Origin of the sequence: Martelella sp. HB161492, assembly GCF_013184775.1 — a bacterium.
Taxonomy (GTDB): domain Bacteria; phylum Pseudomonadota; class Alphaproteobacteria; order Rhizobiales; family Rhizobiaceae; genus Martelella.
This window is the reverse complement of sequence record NZ_JAATVV010000009.1, coordinates 189,808-205,193: the sequence shown is the minus strand read 5'-3', so window position 1 is coordinate 205,193 and position 15,386 is coordinate 189,808. Positions and strand designations below refer to the sequence as shown.

The window sequence follows — 15,386 nt, the reverse complement described above, 5'->3', positions numbered from 1 at the left end:
AGGAGAGCTATCTCACCCCAATGAGGCAATCTGAATGACTCTGTCAGCAGTCAAAGGGTCGGCGGATCGCTCCGCCGGCCTTTTTCAATTCAGCCGAATTTCCATTCCTTCTTCGGCAGGACGATACCGTGCTCGGACAGGAAACTGTCAATGTGAACGGTTTCATTGCGTTCAATCGAGGCATTGGCGGCAATCCCGGTCAGGATCGACCAGGCGCCGTCAATATGGGTCGATCCGCGCCCATAGCGGTCATGGCCCATGTCCGGATCGAACAGATAGCCAAGCATGACCGGGTCAGCGCCGCCATGGGCCCCTGCCCCTTCCCACACCGGAAGATCTTCCGCAGGCTTGCCGGCCACATAAAGTGTCGTGGTCATAGCCTCCGAACCTTCCGCCTTGGCCCGTTCGCCGCCGAAAACGCCATGCACCTCGACATGGCGATGCGACAGCTCGCCCTTGGTACCGTAGAACTTCACCTCAAGCCCTTCCCAGGGGCTGTAGGCGCAAAGCGTGTAGTTCAGCATCGCCCCATTGGCATAGGTGGCGTGAACCTGCATCGTGTCCTCGATGGTGATGTCTTCGTCGAAAACGCAGCGATCACGCAGATAGCCATCCTCATCCTCGGCGTCCAGATAGAGCTCGCGCAGGGCCTCGTCGGCCATCAGATCCAGCCTCAGATCGCATTTTTCCGCCACGGGACAGCCGTAACAGCGCGGTCCACGTTCGCTGAGCCCCATCTGCTTGGCCATCTCCGGCTGATAAAAGGCACGGCTGCCATGGGCGGTGACATTTGTCGGCGACGAACCGAGCCACCAGTTGACGAGATCGAAATGATGCGTCGACTTGTGCACCAGCAGACCGCCGGACTGGTTCTTGTAGCGATGCCAGCGGCGGAAATAGTCGGCACCGTGAACGCGGTCGAGATACCAGCGGAAGGAAACCGCCGTCACATCACCGATCGCGCCCGACATCAAAATGTCCTTGATCTGCGTGCGGGCCGGCGTGTAGCGATAGTTGAAGGTGACCGTCACCTTGCGGCCGGTCTCCTTCTGCACATCGAGAATGGCCTTCAGCTTGGACAGATCGATGGTCATCGGTTTTTCGGTCATCACATCGCAACCGCGCCGCATGGCATCGATGATATAATCGTGATGGAGATAGTCCGGCACGGTGACGATGACGGTATTCGGCTTCTGCTCATCGATCATTTCGCCGAATTGTTCGGCACGGTAGGTCGCAATGCCGTTTCCGCCCTTGTCGACGGCCAGAGCCGAGAGCGCCAGCCGCTTCTCGTTGATGTCGCACAGGCCCACAAGGTCGTTCTTGTCAGCATAGGTATCGGCAACGGCGCCACGAAACATCTTGTGCCGCGATCCCGTACCAACGATTGCGTATTTCATTGTCTTGCCCTTTTGATGGCCCGGCCTCACATGGCCGGGCAATTGACTGCATTTCAATGACGGAGCGCTGCCCCGTCCTTCGAAAAGACATGGCCGTTTTCCGCATCGAAACCGATGGGAATGAGATCGCCATGGGCGATCTTCGACTGACCGGGTGCAACAACGGTCAGGCTCTCACCCGTTGACGTCGTTGCATGAAGTGCCGTCGTGCCGCCAAGATGCTCGACCAGCTCAACCCGAGCCTCGCCGAGCGTTTCACCGGCACTTTCGCCGAGAACAATATGTTCCGGCCGGATGCCGAACGTAACCGTCTCGCCGGCAGCCGAAAGTCCGGCCGCAGCTCCGCTCAGCCTGACCGTTGTTCCGGCAACGGTCAGCGTGCCATCGCTGCCAAGCGTGCCTTCAAGAAAGTTCATCTTCGGCGATCCGATAAAGCCGGCAACGAACTGGTTGGCCGGCGTGTTGTAGAGCTCGAGCGGCGTGCCGACCTGCATCACCTGTCCGCTCTTCAAGACCACGATCCGGTCCGCCATGGTCATAGCCTCAACCTGATCATGGGTCACGTAAATCATGGTGTTGCCCAGCCGCTCATGCAGCTTGGCAATCTCGACGCGCATCTGCACCCGAAGCTCGGCATCGAGATTGGACAAGGGCTCGTCGAACAGGAAGATATTCGGATCGCGCACGATCGACCGTCCGATCGCCACACGCTGGCGCTGGCCGCCGGACAGGGCCTTGGGCCGGCGGGAGAGATATTCGCTGATGCGAAGCGTTTCGGCGGCTTCCTTGACCCGGCGGTCAATCTCGTCCCGCTTGAGACCAGCGGTCTCCAGACCGAAAGCGAGGTTCTTGTAGACTGTCATATGCGGATAGAGCGCATAGGACTGGAATACCATGGCAATGCCGCGCTTCGAGGCCATGACATCATTCATCCTTGTCCCGGCGATCAGAAGATCGCCGCCGGAAATGGTCTCAAGGCCTGCGATCATCCGCAGAAGCGTCGATTTTCCACAGCCGGAGGGACCGACGAAAACGGTGAATTCACCGGGACGGATTTCAAGGTCAATGCCGCGGATCACATCAAGCGACCCGAACCGCTTCGTCACCTTGCTGAGTTGAATGCTCGTTGACATAGTTACTCTCTTTCTCGTCGCGGCATCGCTGCTGCCCATCAGGGTCAGGCGATGACCGCGTGATCCTCATCTTTTCATTCCGGTGGTGGCGATGCCTTCGATCAGCAACCGCTGGAAGAACAGGAAGATCAGGAAGATCGGGATCAGGGACAGGATCGACATGGCGAAAAGCTCGTTCCAGCTCGATGTGCCGCTGGAATCCACAAAGGATCTGAGGCCAAGCTGCACGGTGTATTTCTTCATGTCGGAGATGTAGATCAACGGACCGAAGAAATCCTCCCAGGTCCAGATGAACGAGAAAATCGCCGCCGTCGCCAGAACCGGCATGGACAAGGGCAGGATCACCTTGCGGTAGATCCGCCAGGGCGAACAGCCATCCATCTGTGCTGCCTCGTCCAGTTCCTTCGGAATACCGCGGAAGAACTGCACCATCAGGAAGATGAAGAAGGCATCGACCGCGAAATATTTCGGCAGGATCAGCGGCAGCCAGGTATTCACCCAGCCGAGGTTCAAGAACAGCACATATTGCGGGATCAGCGTCACGTGATAGGGCAGCATCAACGTGCCGAGCATCAGCGCGAACCAGAAACTGCGCCCGAAAAAGTTGAGCCGGGCAAAGGCGAAGGCGGCCAGCGATGCCGCGAACACATTGCCAAGCGTGGCAAGGGTGGCAATCGACAGCGAGTTGAAGAAAAACCGGCCGAAGCTCACCTGCAGGCCGAACCAGCCATCCGGATAGGCCGAGACAGTCACCTGCGAGGGGATCAGCGAGGTATTGCCACCGAACAGTTCCGAGGCAGGCCTCAGTGACCCGGCGAGCATCCACAGGATCGGATAGAGCATCACGAAGGACACCGCCATCAGCACGGCATGAAGAAGTGCCGAGCGGAGATAGGGATGATCGCTTTGCTGACCGGGAAGAATGCGGGCTTCATCACTCATCGTAGTGCACCCAGTATTTTGTCGTCAGGAAGGAAAAGGCGGTGAAGATCGCAATGATGACCACCAGCACCCAGGCCAGCGCCGAGGCATAGCCCATGCGGAAATAGCCGAAAGCCTCCTGATAGAGATAAAGCGTGTAGAAAAGCGTCGAATTGATCGGCCCGCCGCTTCCCCCGGAGACGATGAAGGCTGGCGTGAACGCCTTGAACGCCTCGATCGTCTGGATGACGAAGTTGAAGAACACCACCGGCGACAGAAGCGGCAGGGTAATGCGGTAGAACTGCCGGAAGGCCGATGCGCCATCGAGACTTGCTGCTTCATACATGTCAGTCGGGATCTGCCGCAGTCCGGCAAGAAAGATGATCATCGGCGAGCCGAACTGCCACACCGACAGGATCACCAGTGTGTAGAGCGCATAATGCGGATTGGAGATCCAGCTGGGGCCCTCGATGCCGAAGATCGCCAGAACGCTGTTGACCATGCCGTCAGCGGCGAAGAGCTGCCGCCACAGCACGGCAATGGCGACCGAGGCACCGAGCAGCGAGGGCAGATAGAAGATTGCCCGATAGACCGTCAGCCCCTTCAGGCCGCGGTTGAGTGCCATGGCGACCGCCAGCGCGAAAGCAAGCTTCAGCGGCACCGAGAGAATGACATAGATGAAGGTGACATGCATGGCCGCGGTAAATTTCGGGTCTGCGGTGGCCATGCGGACATAATTCGCCATGCCGACCCAATGCGGGCTTTGCAAGAGATCGAAATCCGTGAAGGACAGATAGAGCGACACCAGTGCCGGTCCGATCGTCAGACAGAAAAAACCGATCAGCCAGGGGGCCAGGAAAAAATAGCCCGATGCGTTTTTTTTGAAGACGCCTGCGATGGAACGGGCGGGGGGACTTCCCCCGCCCTCAAGGACCGTGGCGCGCGATTGCTCGCTGATCGCCATGTGCCTCACCCCCTCTTCAGCACGGATTGTGCTTCAGCGACCAGCGCCTTGCCGGCATCTTCCGGCGACGACGCCTCGAAGGCGACCTCCTGGCTGATGCGGATCATGACCGCATTCATTTCACCGGCACCCTGGGGCGGAGCTGGCGGCAAATCACCGACATAGGGAGAGAGATCGGAGATGAACTGAACCGCCTTGGCGCTTGGCGCGTCCAGTGTCGGCAACAGTGCCGTACGGATGGCAGGCGATGCCGGCACGCCGCGCTCGACACCGAGGATCAGCGCGCCAGCCGGATCGGCAATCAGGAAATTGATCAGCATCGCCGTCTGTTCCGGGACCTTGGAATTGGCGTAGATCGAGAACATCTGCGACGGTTTCAGATAATGCGCAGGCTTGCCATCCGGGGTCACCGGCTGCGCCGTGATCTCGAGCGTCGGCTGGTTCAGCTTCTGGAAGCCGACAAACTGATTGGAGAAGGCAAAGTCGGAGGCTGAATAGCCAAGCGTCAGCGGCGATGTTTCGATCGAATTCTTGTAAAGCCCCTGAATATCGGCGGGAACACAGGCCTTGGCCTTGCGCATATCCGCCCAGTAGGTGAACCACTTCGCCGCATCGTCAGCATCATAGCCGATTTCGCCATCGGCGGTGTAAAGCGCCTTGCCGTTCTCGCGCAGCCAGCCCTCAAACAGGTTTTCACTGCCGCTGGCGTCAGCCGTTGCATATTTGGCCTTGGCCTTGGTCGCGGCACTGTAGGCCTTGCACTTCTCGGTAAATTCATCCCAGCTGGTGCCATAGGTCGGCGGCTCGACACCGGCATCCTGCCACAGCTGCGGATCAAGAATGGTGCCAAAGGAATTGACGCCGACATTGCCCCCGTAAAGCTTGCCGTCAACGGAACAGGAATCCAGATTGACCTTGCCGAAATCCTCAATCTTCAGCACCGAGCCGAGATAGTCATCCAGCGGCAGGATTGCGCCGCGCCGGGCATATTCCGAGACGTAACGATAATCCATCTGCATGAAATCGGGCGCATTGCCGCCGGCTACCTGGGTCGCAAGGCGGGTCCAGTAATCGTCCCAGCCCATGGATTCGGTTTCGACACTCATGCCCGCATTGGCGGCCTCGAAGGCCTTGACCGCTTCCGTGGTGCGTCGCGCCCGTTCCTCCGAGCCCCACCACACCATGCGGATATTGGCGGCATCAGCTGCAAAGCCCAGACGCGGCGCAAAAAGTGGCATGGCGGCAAGGCCTGCACTGGCGCCGAGAAAGCGGCGCCTGTTCATTACGAAATTGCTCATGATTCTCCTCCCATTCGCAATTCAACGTTTAAAATGTCAGTCAAAAGCTACGCCACTCACCAGCGCAGCAGTACAACCGGGCTCACCTGCAAACCTCCCTGCAAGGCATTGCCAAACAATGCGGTCCGGTTGATGTAAAAAACGTAGCGAGACAAAAACTCGAAAACAAATACAAAAAATATCGACTTCTATAAGCCACATTTATATTAATATCAGCATTGGGCGGTTGTCGGCCCGCCCGCCGACACGGGAGGACGCAGGATGGACAAGGCACTGGAGCAGTTTCTGGCAGTCACGGAAATGGGGTCATTTGTTGCTGCAGCCGAACGGTTGCTGGTCTCGCAACCGGCACTGACCTACGCCATGAAGAAGCTGGAGCAGACGGTTGGCGCCAAGCTGTTCGAGCGCTCGTCACGCGGGGTCCGTCTGACGCGTTTCGGCGAGACGCTTTACAAGAACGCTGCTTTGATGCGCCGCCTCTATGACAATGCGCTGGAAACCATCGAACGCCAGCAGGCCGAGATCGATCACGGCATTTCCATTGGCACCGGCTATTCGTCATGGACGCTGTTTCTGAAGGATTTCGTGCTTGATCATTTCCGCCAGCACCCCAACGCGCCGATCAACGTTTCGATTGGCGACGCCATGCGCTGCATGGACCAGCTATGGGCCGGCGATATCTCGCTCTTTGTCGGCCATCAGATCGCCAATCTGGCGCGCGAAGTGGACATTGACTTCATCCCCCTCTGTTACGCCCGCGATGGCTATTTCACCCGGCCCGGCCACCCCCTGCTCGATGCGCCAAGACGGATGTCGGAAGTCTTCTCCTGGCCAACGGCCATGGCATTTCCGCCCGAGGCACGATTGAAACGGCTGCTGGTCGATGCCAGTTTCGGCGGACCGCAACCCAGTCGTGAGGGGCTGTCATTCACCTCGAACTCCATGCGTGCCTGCATGGACATCATCCGCAACACCGACACGATTCTGATCCACAGCGCTCTGCTGGCCGATGCTTTCATCGCTGAAGGGCTCGGCCAGGTTCGCATGCTCGAAGGCGAAATGGTGCCGCAATGGCTTCTGGGCATCTATGTCCTGCCCGAGCGGCGCTCCGATCCCAATGTCGCAAAATTCATCGAGCTGATCCGGACGACAGTGGAACAGACCGGCCCGCCGATTGTGGCTGAATGAAACGCATGGAAAAAGGCGCGTCCGGATCGCAGACGCGCCTTCCAGAATATCCGTTGTGATCCGCCGGGATCAGGCGGCGTCGCGGACACTGCCAATCACATCGATCAGGCCGGATACGATCCGCTCGACCTGGCCGCGATCATCACCTTCAGCCATCACGCGGATCAGCGGCTCGGTACCCGAGGGACGGATCAGCACACGGCCCTTTTCGCCAAGCTCGGCCTCGGCGTCGCGGATCGCCTCCTGCACCAGAGCCTCGGCGAGCGGGTTGGTGCCGGCGCTGATGCGGACATTGCGCAGGAGCTGCGGCACCGGCTCGAAGCGGTTGCACACTTCGCTCACCGGCTTGCCGTAGCGCTTCACGGCGGCAAGGATCTGCAGCGCAGCCACGAGACCATCACCCGTCGTGCCGAAATCCGACAGCACGATATGGCCGGACTGTTCGCCTCCGACATTGTAGCCGTGGTTGCGCATATGCTCGACCACATAACGGTCACCGACCTTGGTGCGCACCAGCTCCAGCTTCTTCTTCTTCAGATAGCGCTCGAAACCGAGATTGGACATCACAGTCGCGACCACACCGCCGCCCTGCAACATGCCATCCTCGTGGAAGATCGATGCAATCACCGCCATCAGCTGGTCGCCGTCGATGATATTGCCCTTCTCGTCGACAATGATCACCCGGTCAGCGTCACCATCAAGCGCGATACCGATATCGGCGCGCACTTCATGCACCTTCTGCTGCAGCGTCTTGGGATAGGTCGAACCGCATTCCTTGTTGATGTTGAGGCCGTTTGGCTCCGTGCCGATGGTCACCACATCGGCGCCCAGTTCCCACAGTGCCGTCGGCGCCGCCTTGTAGGCGGCGCCATTGGCGCAGTCGATGACAACGCGCAGACCATGCAGCGTCACATCGCGCGGCAGCGTGCGCTTGACGAATTCGATGTAGCGATAGATATCGCCGTCAACACGCTGGGCACGACCGATCTTGTTGGCGCTGGCCAGCTGCGGATAGAAATCATCGCGATCAAGCAGCGCTTCGATCCGCGCTTCCAGCTCATCCGACATCTTGTAGCCGTCGGGGCCGAAGAGCTTGATGCCGTTGTCGGCAAAAGGATTATGCGATGCCGAAATCATCACGCCGACATCGGCGCGCAGGGAGCGCGTCAGCATGGCAACGGCCGGAGTCGGGATCGGGCCAAGCAGATAGACGTTGAGCCCGGCTGCGGTGAAGCCCGCCACCAGGGCATTTTCCAGCATATAGCCCGAAAGGCGCGTATCCTTGCCGATGACAACCCGATGGGTGTGATCGCCACGTCGTAGAACCGTACCGACCGCAATCCCGACCCGCATGGCAATGTCAGGGGTCATCGGGAAGCTGTTGGACTGTCCGCGAATACCGTCCGTTCCGAAATATTTGCGTGCCATTGTTGTTCCGTTTCACTGCGGGGAACCAAAGGTTCCACCATCCAATATCTGTGATGTTGGCAGGAGGCGCGACGCGCCTTTACCTCGCAAGTCGTCATTCTCTGACAGATTTATCGCCCAGCGACACTTAAATTAACGTCAACGTCGCTAACATCACGTTACCATGAACGCCCGTGCTCCCATCCGGACGCGCCATGGGCACTCCCAAGGACTGCCCTCGCCCATCGTGCTTTGACCTGCCGATTGTGGCGGAAGCGGGACCCTGAGCCGACAGAAGAAAAACGCCGGCGCAAGGCCGGCGTTTTCCAAAATCTTGCCGAAACAGGCAGGCGTGTCAGTGTGGCTGGGGCTCGAAACCGCCCTTGCTGTCAGCATCGCCATCACCGGCCGGCTTGTCGTTTTCCTTCTTCTGACCGCCCATGGTCGGCACGGCAGAACCGCGCGACGGCGGCGTGTCGTCGCCCATATCACGGGACGGCTTCTGGCCCTGCAGCAGTGCCTTGATCTCGTCGCCGGAAAGCGTCTCATATTCCAGCAGACCTTCCGCCAGCTGGACAAAACCCTCGTGATTGTCCTTCAGAATCTCGGTCGCCTCACGATAGGCCGTGTCGATCAGACGGCGCACTTCGCTGTCGATCTTCTGGGCCGTGGCTTCCGAAACATTCTTCGACTGGGATACGGAATGGCCGAGGAACAGTTCCTGCTGGTTTTCGCCATAGGCGACGTGACCGAGCTCATCGGAAAAGCCCCACTGCGTCACCATGGCGCGGGCAAGCTTGGTGGCCTGCTCGATATCTGACGACGCGCCGGAGGTGATGTTTTCCTTGCCGAAGGTGATTTCCTCGGCAACGCGGCCGCCCATCATGATGGCAAGGCGCGAGACCATCCACTTGAAGCTCATCGAGTAGCGGTCGCCTTCCGGCAGCTGCATCACCATGCCGAGCGCACGGCCGCGCGGAATGATCGTCGCCTTGTGGACGGGATCGGCGACCGGCACCTTCATCGCCACAATGGCGTGGCCGGCTTCGTGATAGGCGGTGAGCTTCTTTTCCGCTTCGGTCATCGCCGAGGAGCGGCGCTCTGCGCCCATCATGATCTTGTCCTTGGCGTCCTCGAATTCCTGCATCGTCACCAGACGCTTGTTGCGCCGGGCGGCCATCAGGGCTGCTTCATTGACGAGGTTCATCAGATCGGCGCCGGAAAAACCGGGCGTACCGCGGGCCAGCACCTTGAGATCGACATTCGGTGCCAGCGGCACGTTGCGTGCATGAACCTTGAGGATGCGCTCACGGCCGACAATATCCGGGTTCGGCACAACAACCTGACGGTCGAAACGGCCCGGACGCAGCAGCGCGGGATCGAGAACGTCGGGACGGTTGGTCGCAGCAATCAGGATCACGCCCTCATTGGCCTCGAAGCCGTCCATCTCGACCAGAAGCTGGTTCAGCGTCTGCTCGCGCTCGTCATTGCCGCCGCCAAGACCGGCGCCGCGATGACGGCCAACCGCATCGATTTCATCGATGAAAATGATGCAGGGCGCATTCTTCTTCGCCTGCTCGAACATGTCACGCACACGCGATGCGCCGACACCGACAAACATTTCGACAAAATCCGAACCGGAAATGGTGAAGAAGGGCACATTGGCTTCACCCGCCACCGAACGGGCCAGAAGCGTCTTACCCGTACCGGGCGGACCAACCAGCAGAACGCCGCGCGGGATACGACCGCCCAGACGCTGGAATTTCTGCGGATCGCGCAGGAATTCAACGATTTCCTCAAGATCCTGCTTGGCCTCATCGACACCGGCAACATCATCGAAGGTGACACGGCCGTGTGCCTCGGTCAGAAGCTTGGCCTTCGATTTGCCGAAGCCCATCGCCCCGCGCGAGCCGCCCTGCATCTGGCGCATGAAGAAAAGCCAGACACCGAGGATCAGCAGCATGGGCAGAAGTGTTCCGACATAGCTCAGGAACCCGCCCGATCCGTCGCTGACAGGACGCGCCACCACGATGACGTTATTGGCTTCCAGCTTGTTCAGAAGCGTATCGTCGATCACCGGCGCATAGGTCTGGAAGGTCTGACCCGTCTTTTGCGAATACGTACCCGTGATCGTGTTGCCCGTGATCGTCACATCGTGAACCTGGCCCGAATCGACATCGCTGACGAATTTGGAATAGGCGACCTGGCTCGACGCATTATGTGACGGCGTCGACTGAAACATGCTGAACAGCGCGATAAGCAGCAGTGCGATAATCGCCCAGAGCGCGATGTTACGTAAGTTTGGGTTCATCAAAATCCCCGAAATCATAGGTTCGGCGTCAGATCCGCCGTAGAATTAGGCCTAACATAGGGTCGCCATCAGCTATTGCCAAGACAACCATTGTTTCATGAGGCAATTTCCACGGCATGTTTGACCATTGCGGCCCCCGCAAATGACGTGCGACGAAACAACGCCGCGATAGCATTGGCGAGCGCAAGATCAAAGAGCGGCAGGAAATTTTCATAGGGTGCAAGATAGGGCTCAACCCGGATATTTCCGGCCTGCAGCGCTTCGCCCCCGCCATCGCCTGCGCTGAGGACGGGCAGCGACCGCTGAAGCAGCGTCGCAACGAAAGCCGGCACGGCCGGCATCGCCTGCGGAGCATCGCTTTCAGCCCAAGGCCTGACGCAGACCGGCCCTGCTGTGTGATTCGTGATGACAAACCGTGCATCCCAGCATGCGCTTTCGCCGGGTGCGAGGTCCAGAACGGGCAAGTCACGGGTTTCCCGGACGATGAACAGGCGATCACTTTTTTTTGCAATGACACAGCGCCCGGCCGTCATCCGGCCGTCACCGGCAGACAGGGCCAGACCGACGAGACGCTCACGGACATCGCGTCCCGCTGCAAAGACGCGCCCGCCGCAGACCGCCACCAGACTTCTCACCACCAGGCCGGCGACATCCGCATCCGCCGCACGAAGGACAGGAACCGCGATTTCAGCCAGTCCTCGACCATGGACCGTAACCGCCTCTCCGGCCAGCACCGCAGCCTTTTCGCCAAGCGCCTGCCGCAGGCCCGCCTGCTCTCGCCCCAGCGAGACAAGCGCTTCGCGCGCATCATCATCCAGGCTCTGACGCATGCGCACGCGCTCATAGTGACGGTCCTCGTTGGTCGGATCATCGATCCAACCCTGCGCCTGCGCCGTGAGCCCGTCGCGAATGGATTGACGCGTAACAGACAGGAAGGGACGCAGCAGCCAGTGCCGCCCGCCGATCAGCACGGCAGGCGCCATGCCGGCGAGCCCCTCGCCATCAGGCGCGCGCTTCAGGCGCATCGCAACGGTTTCAGCCTGATCATTGAATGTGTGGGCGACGACAATCGCCTGCGCCTCTATCCGCGCTGCGAGATCCTGCAGCAGCAGATAGCGTGCATTGCGGGCGCGCTCCGAGACAGCTGGCCCCGAAGCTGCATCATGCCAGACAAGCGTTTCATGATCGATCGCGAGGCTGGCGCAGATCGCGCCAACTCTTCCGGCCTCATCGGCAGAGCCGGGACGCAGCCGGTGGTCAACCGTTGCCGCCACCAGCCGGAGATCATCCCGCCGCAGCCGCGTCTTTGCCGCCCTCAGCGCCATCAGCAGGCCAAGTGAATCACTGCCGCCCGATACGCCAACGAGCAATGTTGTGACCGGCAGTCCGGCGGCGGGCATGATGCGCGCCAAAAAAGCATCGGCCGCGACATCAGGATCGCAGGGGCCAATGTCTTCACAGGGATGCATGGCAATCAGCAGCCGAGTTTTTTCATATCGGCAGACGCCTTGCTCAGGACGGCAGGCGCGGCATCGGGATAGCGGGAGGGAACCTGCTTGAAGGTGGCGCAGGCGGTTTCCTTGTTGTCGAGGCCGGCAAGCGATTCACCGAGCTTCAGCAGCATTTCCGGCGCCTTGTCGGAGGAGCCATAGGCCTTGTAGGCATTCAGGAAGGTCTTGGCCGCATCATTATATTTCTGCTGCGCCAGCATCGCTTCTCCAAGCCAGAAGCTGGCATCGGGCAGAAGCGCACTGTTTGGGTAGCTGAGCACAAACTCGCCAAAGGCCTGCTCAGCCTGGGGATAGTCTCCCGACAGGATCAGGTCATAGGCGACCTTGTAGAACTGCGCGTCGCTGGAATCACCTTCGGCAGCGGCTGGCAGTTTCGCCTGGGCTGCATCCGGAACCTTGGCTGCATCCGGAACCTTGGCGGGATCGGGAAGATTGAGCTCAGGCGTGGCCGCGGCACTCTGCGTGCTCGGCGGCGTAGAAGGCTCGGCGGCACCGGCCTTGTTGCTTGCAGGCGCTGACGAACCACCGCCGCCATTTTCGAGATCCTGCAGACGGAACTCGATATCCTCCTGCATCTTGCGGATCTTTTCTTCCATCTGCAGCATCTGGTAACTCAGATCTTCCACCTGCCCGGTGAGATCGCGCACCTGCTGCTGCAACTCGTCGATCTGCATGCTCGGATCGGTTGCCTGCACCTTGGTCACCGGCTGTGTCGCGGTCGTTTCGCTTGCATGCCGGTTCGGAAACAGTGAAAAGCCCTGCGCCATCACCTGTTGCTGCGAAATCGCCAGAACCGAACAGGCAAGCAGGCCGAGAAGTGTCTTTCTCATGTCGTCCTTCGTCCCAATCAATAAAACATATTTCCGAATATCCTTAGCCTATAGCTAGGAAGACATTCTGGCCTTTATAGGAACGATTCGAATTATTTTTAACCTTTGCGTGCTTTTTAGGCCCGCCAGATGGCAAAAAAGCGCCAGCCATGACAGCCAGCGCTTTTTTTGAGCAAGACAGCAATCAGTTGCCGCCAAGAAGATCCGTGACGGTACGGCGGTTCTGCGACCAGCAGCTGATATTGTCGCAAGTGGCGACCGGACGTTCCTTGCCGTAGGAGATCGTGCTGATGCGGTTGGCAGGAATGCCGCGCGAAATCAGATAATTCTTGGTCGCGGTTGCACGGCGCGCACCGAGCGCAAGGTTGTATTCGCGCGTGCCGCGTTCGTCGGCATGGCCTTCGACACGGATACCGTATTGCGAATAGCGCTGCAGCCACTGGGCCTGCTTGTTCAGCGTTTCTGCGGCAACGGGCGTGATCGAGGTCGAGTCGGTCTCGAAATAGATCGTGTCACCGACATTCAGATCGAAGTCCTGCGACGAACCGGGCGTCGCCGCGCCAGCAGCCGAACCATAGGCACCGTTTGCGCCGTTGCCCGGCAGGTTCTGGTCCTTGGAGGCGCAGCCGGCAAGACCCAGTGCGACGACAGCGCAGATAGCCATGACCGTCGGCTTGAAGAATTTCATATGCGGGCTGGAAGCCCCGATGATTGCTCGGCTCATATTGCCGCACTCCTTAACGAATAGGATCCTCGTTCCAAATTCAGATCGACACCGCCACCGGCCGGAAAGGCAGGAACGTATCTTCACCATCTCCGGTAACAGAAGGCAAAGTTCCGCATGCCTTCCAAAACCGTTTCATTCCGCGTCAACCTGTCGGAACCGCTATGGCCCGGGGTTAACGCATAGTCCGTTTCTGCGAAAGAAAGACAGTAAATTTTCCGTTCCCTTTATCGCATTCTGGCGTTAACGCCTGCTCAAGAAAGATGGTTAACACCTTGCATCTCTCAAGTAGCAACCGCCTCCAGATCAACGTCAGCGGCGTGCCGACGGCCTTGAAAAGACCCGCCCGCACGCGCCATTTCCTGCATCAGTCCAGCACCGGCGACCAGGCTGGATCCGATGCGAATTGCGGGGTCGGCACTTCCTGTTCATTATAGCCGCTGAGGTCGATCGTGTAGAGATGCGGACCACCCTCGCCGGCATTCTGACGGAAGAACATCAGCACGCGGCCATTCGGCGACCAGGTCGGGCCTTCATTGTGGAAGCCCGAGGTCAGGATGCGCTCGCCGCTGCCATCCGGCTTCATGACACCAATCGAGAAAGTATTGCCCGACTGCTTGGTAAAGGCAATCAGATCACCGCGCGGCGACCAGACCGGCGTCGAATAGGAGCCGTCACCGAAAGAGATACGGTGCTGGTTCGAGCCATCGGCATTCATGACATAGAGCTGCTGACGACCGCCGCGGTCGCTTTCAAACACGATCTGCTGACCATCAGGCGCATAGGATGGCGATGTATCGATGGCCGCCGTGCTGGTAAGCCGCGTCGTCGCCCGCGTTCTGAGATCCATCGTGTAGATATTGGCATTGCCATCCTGCTGCAGGCTCATGATGATCCGCTGACCATCCGGCGAGAAGCGCGGTGCAAAGGTCATGCCCGGAAAATTGCCGACAACCTCACGCTGCCCCGAATCCAGCTGCAGAAGATAGACACGCGGCTGATCATTTTCATAGGACATGTAGGTAAGTTCCTGCCGGTTCGGCGAGAAACGCGGCGTCAGGACCATGTAGTCGCCGCTGGTCAGCATCTCCACATTGGCGCCGTCCTGATCCATGATCGCCAGCTGACGCTTGCGGTCATTCTTCGGACCGCTTTCGGAGACGAAGACGATGCGGCTGTCGAAATAGCCGTCTTCACCGGTCAGCGCCTTGTAGATCTGGTCCGCGATGATATGGGCCACGCGGCGCCAGTTGTCGGGCTTGGTGAAGAACTGCTGGCCGACGATCTGCTGACCGGCATAGGTATCCCACAGGCGGAACTCGGCGCGCAGCCGGCCATCCGGCTCCTTAGAAATCCTGCCGACGACGAGCGCCGAGGCATTGATCAGCTGCCAGTCCTGGAAACGGGGCGTCTCATCGGGATCTGTCATGTTCTGAATAAAGGCAGCCTTGTCGACCGGGGCAAAGAGTCCCGACCGCTTCAGATCCGCGCTCACCACATCGGAGATCTGCGCGCCGATACCGTCATCGGAGGCAAAATCGGTGATCGCGATCGGAAGCGGTGCGACATTGCCTTGAGAAATATCGATCTCAACCAAAGCATTGGCGGGTGCGACAAACATCATGCTCAGCCCGGCATAGGCAAGCGAGATGAGAAGTAAGCAGCGTTTTAGCATAATCGGACGGGCCTTTCAGCTTTT

12 protein-coding genes are annotated in these 15,386 nt (G+C 59.2%); 1 reads left to right on the top strand and 11 read right to left on the bottom strand.

From position 1 onward, the window contains the following. Window positions 1-89: 89 nt before the first annotated feature. From HCK86_RS16295 to HCK86_RS16275, 5 genes are all read right to left on the bottom strand, one after another. Entirely contained in the window at window positions 90-1,400 is a 1,311-nt protein-coding gene (locus HCK86_RS16295; protein ID WP_176085536.1) for a Gfo/Idh/MocA family oxidoreductase, read from the bottom strand. 53 nt (window positions 1,401-1,453) lie between these two features. Then, window positions 1,454-2,533, bottom strand: a complete 1,080-nt coding sequence (locus tag HCK86_RS16290) for an ABC transporter ATP-binding protein (RefSeq protein WP_176085535.1) — start codon at window positions 2,531-2,533, stop codon at window positions 1,454-1,456. A 66-nt stretch (window positions 2,534-2,599) separates the two neighbouring features. Beyond that, on the bottom strand, window positions 2,600-3,475 hold the full coding sequence (locus HCK86_RS16285) for a carbohydrate ABC transporter permease (RefSeq protein ID WP_176085534.1): 876 nt from the start codon (window positions 3,473-3,475) through the stop codon (window positions 2,600-2,602). Beyond that, entirely contained in the window at window positions 3,468-4,418 is a 951-nt protein-coding gene (locus tag HCK86_RS16280) for a sugar ABC transporter permease (RefSeq protein WP_176085533.1), read from the bottom strand. Before HCK86_RS16280 ends, HCK86_RS16285 begins: the two co-directional genes overlap by 8 nt. A gap of 5 nt (window positions 4,419-4,423) precedes the next feature. Beyond that, window positions 4,424-5,716 carry an ABC transporter substrate-binding protein gene (locus HCK86_RS16275; protein ID WP_176085532.1) on the bottom strand — a complete coding sequence of 431 codons (1,293 nt, stop codon included), beginning with the start codon at window positions 5,714-5,716 and terminating at the stop codon, window positions 4,424-4,426. Window positions 5,717-5,977: 261 nt separating this feature from the next. On the opposite strand from HCK86_RS16275, the gene HCK86_RS16270 reads away from it, so the two are divergent. Then, complete coding sequence (locus tag HCK86_RS16270) at window positions 5,978-6,904, top strand: LysR family transcriptional regulator (protein WP_176085531.1); 927 nt, start codon at window positions 5,978-5,980, stop codon at window positions 6,902-6,904. A gap of 69 nt (window positions 6,905-6,973) precedes the next feature. Here HCK86_RS16270 and glmM read toward each other — a convergent pair whose 3' ends face one another. The 6 genes from glmM to tolB form a co-directional block, all read right to left on the bottom strand. Beyond that, complete coding sequence (gene glmM, locus HCK86_RS16265; protein WP_176085530.1) at window positions 6,974-8,332, bottom strand: phosphoglucosamine mutase; 1,359 nt, start codon at window positions 8,330-8,332, stop codon at window positions 6,974-6,976. Between the two features lie 334 nt (window positions 8,333-8,666). After that, window positions 8,667-10,622: an ATP-dependent zinc metalloprotease FtsH gene (gene ftsH, locus HCK86_RS16260; RefSeq protein ID WP_176085529.1), complete on the bottom strand. Its 1,956-nt coding sequence runs from the start codon at window positions 10,620-10,622 to the stop codon at window positions 8,667-8,669. Between the two features lie 95 nt (window positions 10,623-10,717). Beyond that, window positions 10,718-12,022: a tRNA lysidine(34) synthetase TilS gene (gene tilS, locus HCK86_RS16255; protein ID WP_176085528.1), complete on the bottom strand. Its 1,305-nt coding sequence runs from the start codon at window positions 12,020-12,022 to the stop codon at window positions 10,718-10,720. Between the two features lie 74 nt (window positions 12,023-12,096). Continuing rightward, window positions 12,097-12,963: a tol-pal system protein YbgF gene (gene ybgF / locus HCK86_RS16250; protein ID WP_176085527.1), complete on the bottom strand. Its 867-nt coding sequence runs from the start codon at window positions 12,961-12,963 to the stop codon at window positions 12,097-12,099. A gap of 184 nt (window positions 12,964-13,147) precedes the next feature. Next, window positions 13,148-13,687 (bottom strand): peptidoglycan-associated lipoprotein Pal, encoded by a 540-nt coding sequence (pal, locus tag HCK86_RS16245; protein ID WP_176085526.1) that lies wholly within the window; start codon window positions 13,685-13,687, stop codon window positions 13,148-13,150. Window positions 13,688-14,054: 367 nt separating this feature from the next. After that, window positions 14,055-15,362, bottom strand: coding sequence for a Tol-Pal system beta propeller repeat protein TolB (tolB, locus tag HCK86_RS16240; protein ID WP_176085525.1), 1,308 nt, complete (start codon window positions 15,360-15,362; stop codon window positions 14,055-14,057). Window positions 15,363-15,386: the final 24 nt, after the last annotated feature.

Coding starts and splice junctions, on each gene's coding strand:
- glmM (WP_176085530.1), bottom strand. CDS start 8,332: ATGGCACGCAAATATTTCGGAACGGACGGTATTCGCGGACAGTCCAAC.
- HCK86_RS16295 (WP_176085536.1), bottom strand. CDS start 1,400: ATGAAATACGCAATCGTTGGTACGGGATCGCGGCACAAGATGTTTCGT.
- HCK86_RS16275 (WP_176085532.1), bottom strand. CDS start 5,716: ATGAGCAATTTCGTAATGAACAGGCGCCGCTTTCTCGGCGCCAGTGCA.
- pal (WP_176085526.1), bottom strand. CDS start 13,687: ATGAGCCGAGCAATCATCGGGGCTTCCAGCCCGCATATGAAATTCTTC.
- HCK86_RS16280 (WP_176085533.1), bottom strand. CDS start 4,418: ATGGCGATCAGCGAGCAATCGCGCGCCACGGTCCTTGAGGGCGGGGGA.
- HCK86_RS16285 (WP_176085534.1), bottom strand. CDS start 3,475: ATGAGTGATGAAGCCCGCATTCTTCCCGGTCAGCAAAGCGATCATCCC.
- HCK86_RS16290 (WP_176085535.1), bottom strand. CDS start 2,533: ATGTCAACGAGCATTCAACTCAGCAAGGTGACGAAGCGGTTCGGGTCG.
- tilS (WP_176085528.1), bottom strand. CDS start 12,022: ATGCCCGCCGCCGGACTGCCGGTCACAACATTGCTCGTTGGCGTATCG.
- ybgF (WP_176085527.1), bottom strand. CDS start 12,963: ATGAGAAAGACACTTCTCGGCCTGCTTGCCTGTTCGGTTCTGGCGATT.
- tolB (WP_176085525.1), bottom strand. CDS start 15,362: ATGCTAAAACGCTGCTTACTTCTCATCTCGCTTGCCTATGCCGGGCTG.
- HCK86_RS16270 (WP_176085531.1), top strand. CDS start 5,978: ATGGACAAGGCACTGGAGCAGTTTCTGGCAGTCACGGAAATGGGGTCA.
- ftsH (WP_176085529.1), bottom strand. CDS start 10,622: ATGAACCCAAACTTACGTAACATCGCGCTCTGGGCGATTATCGCACTG.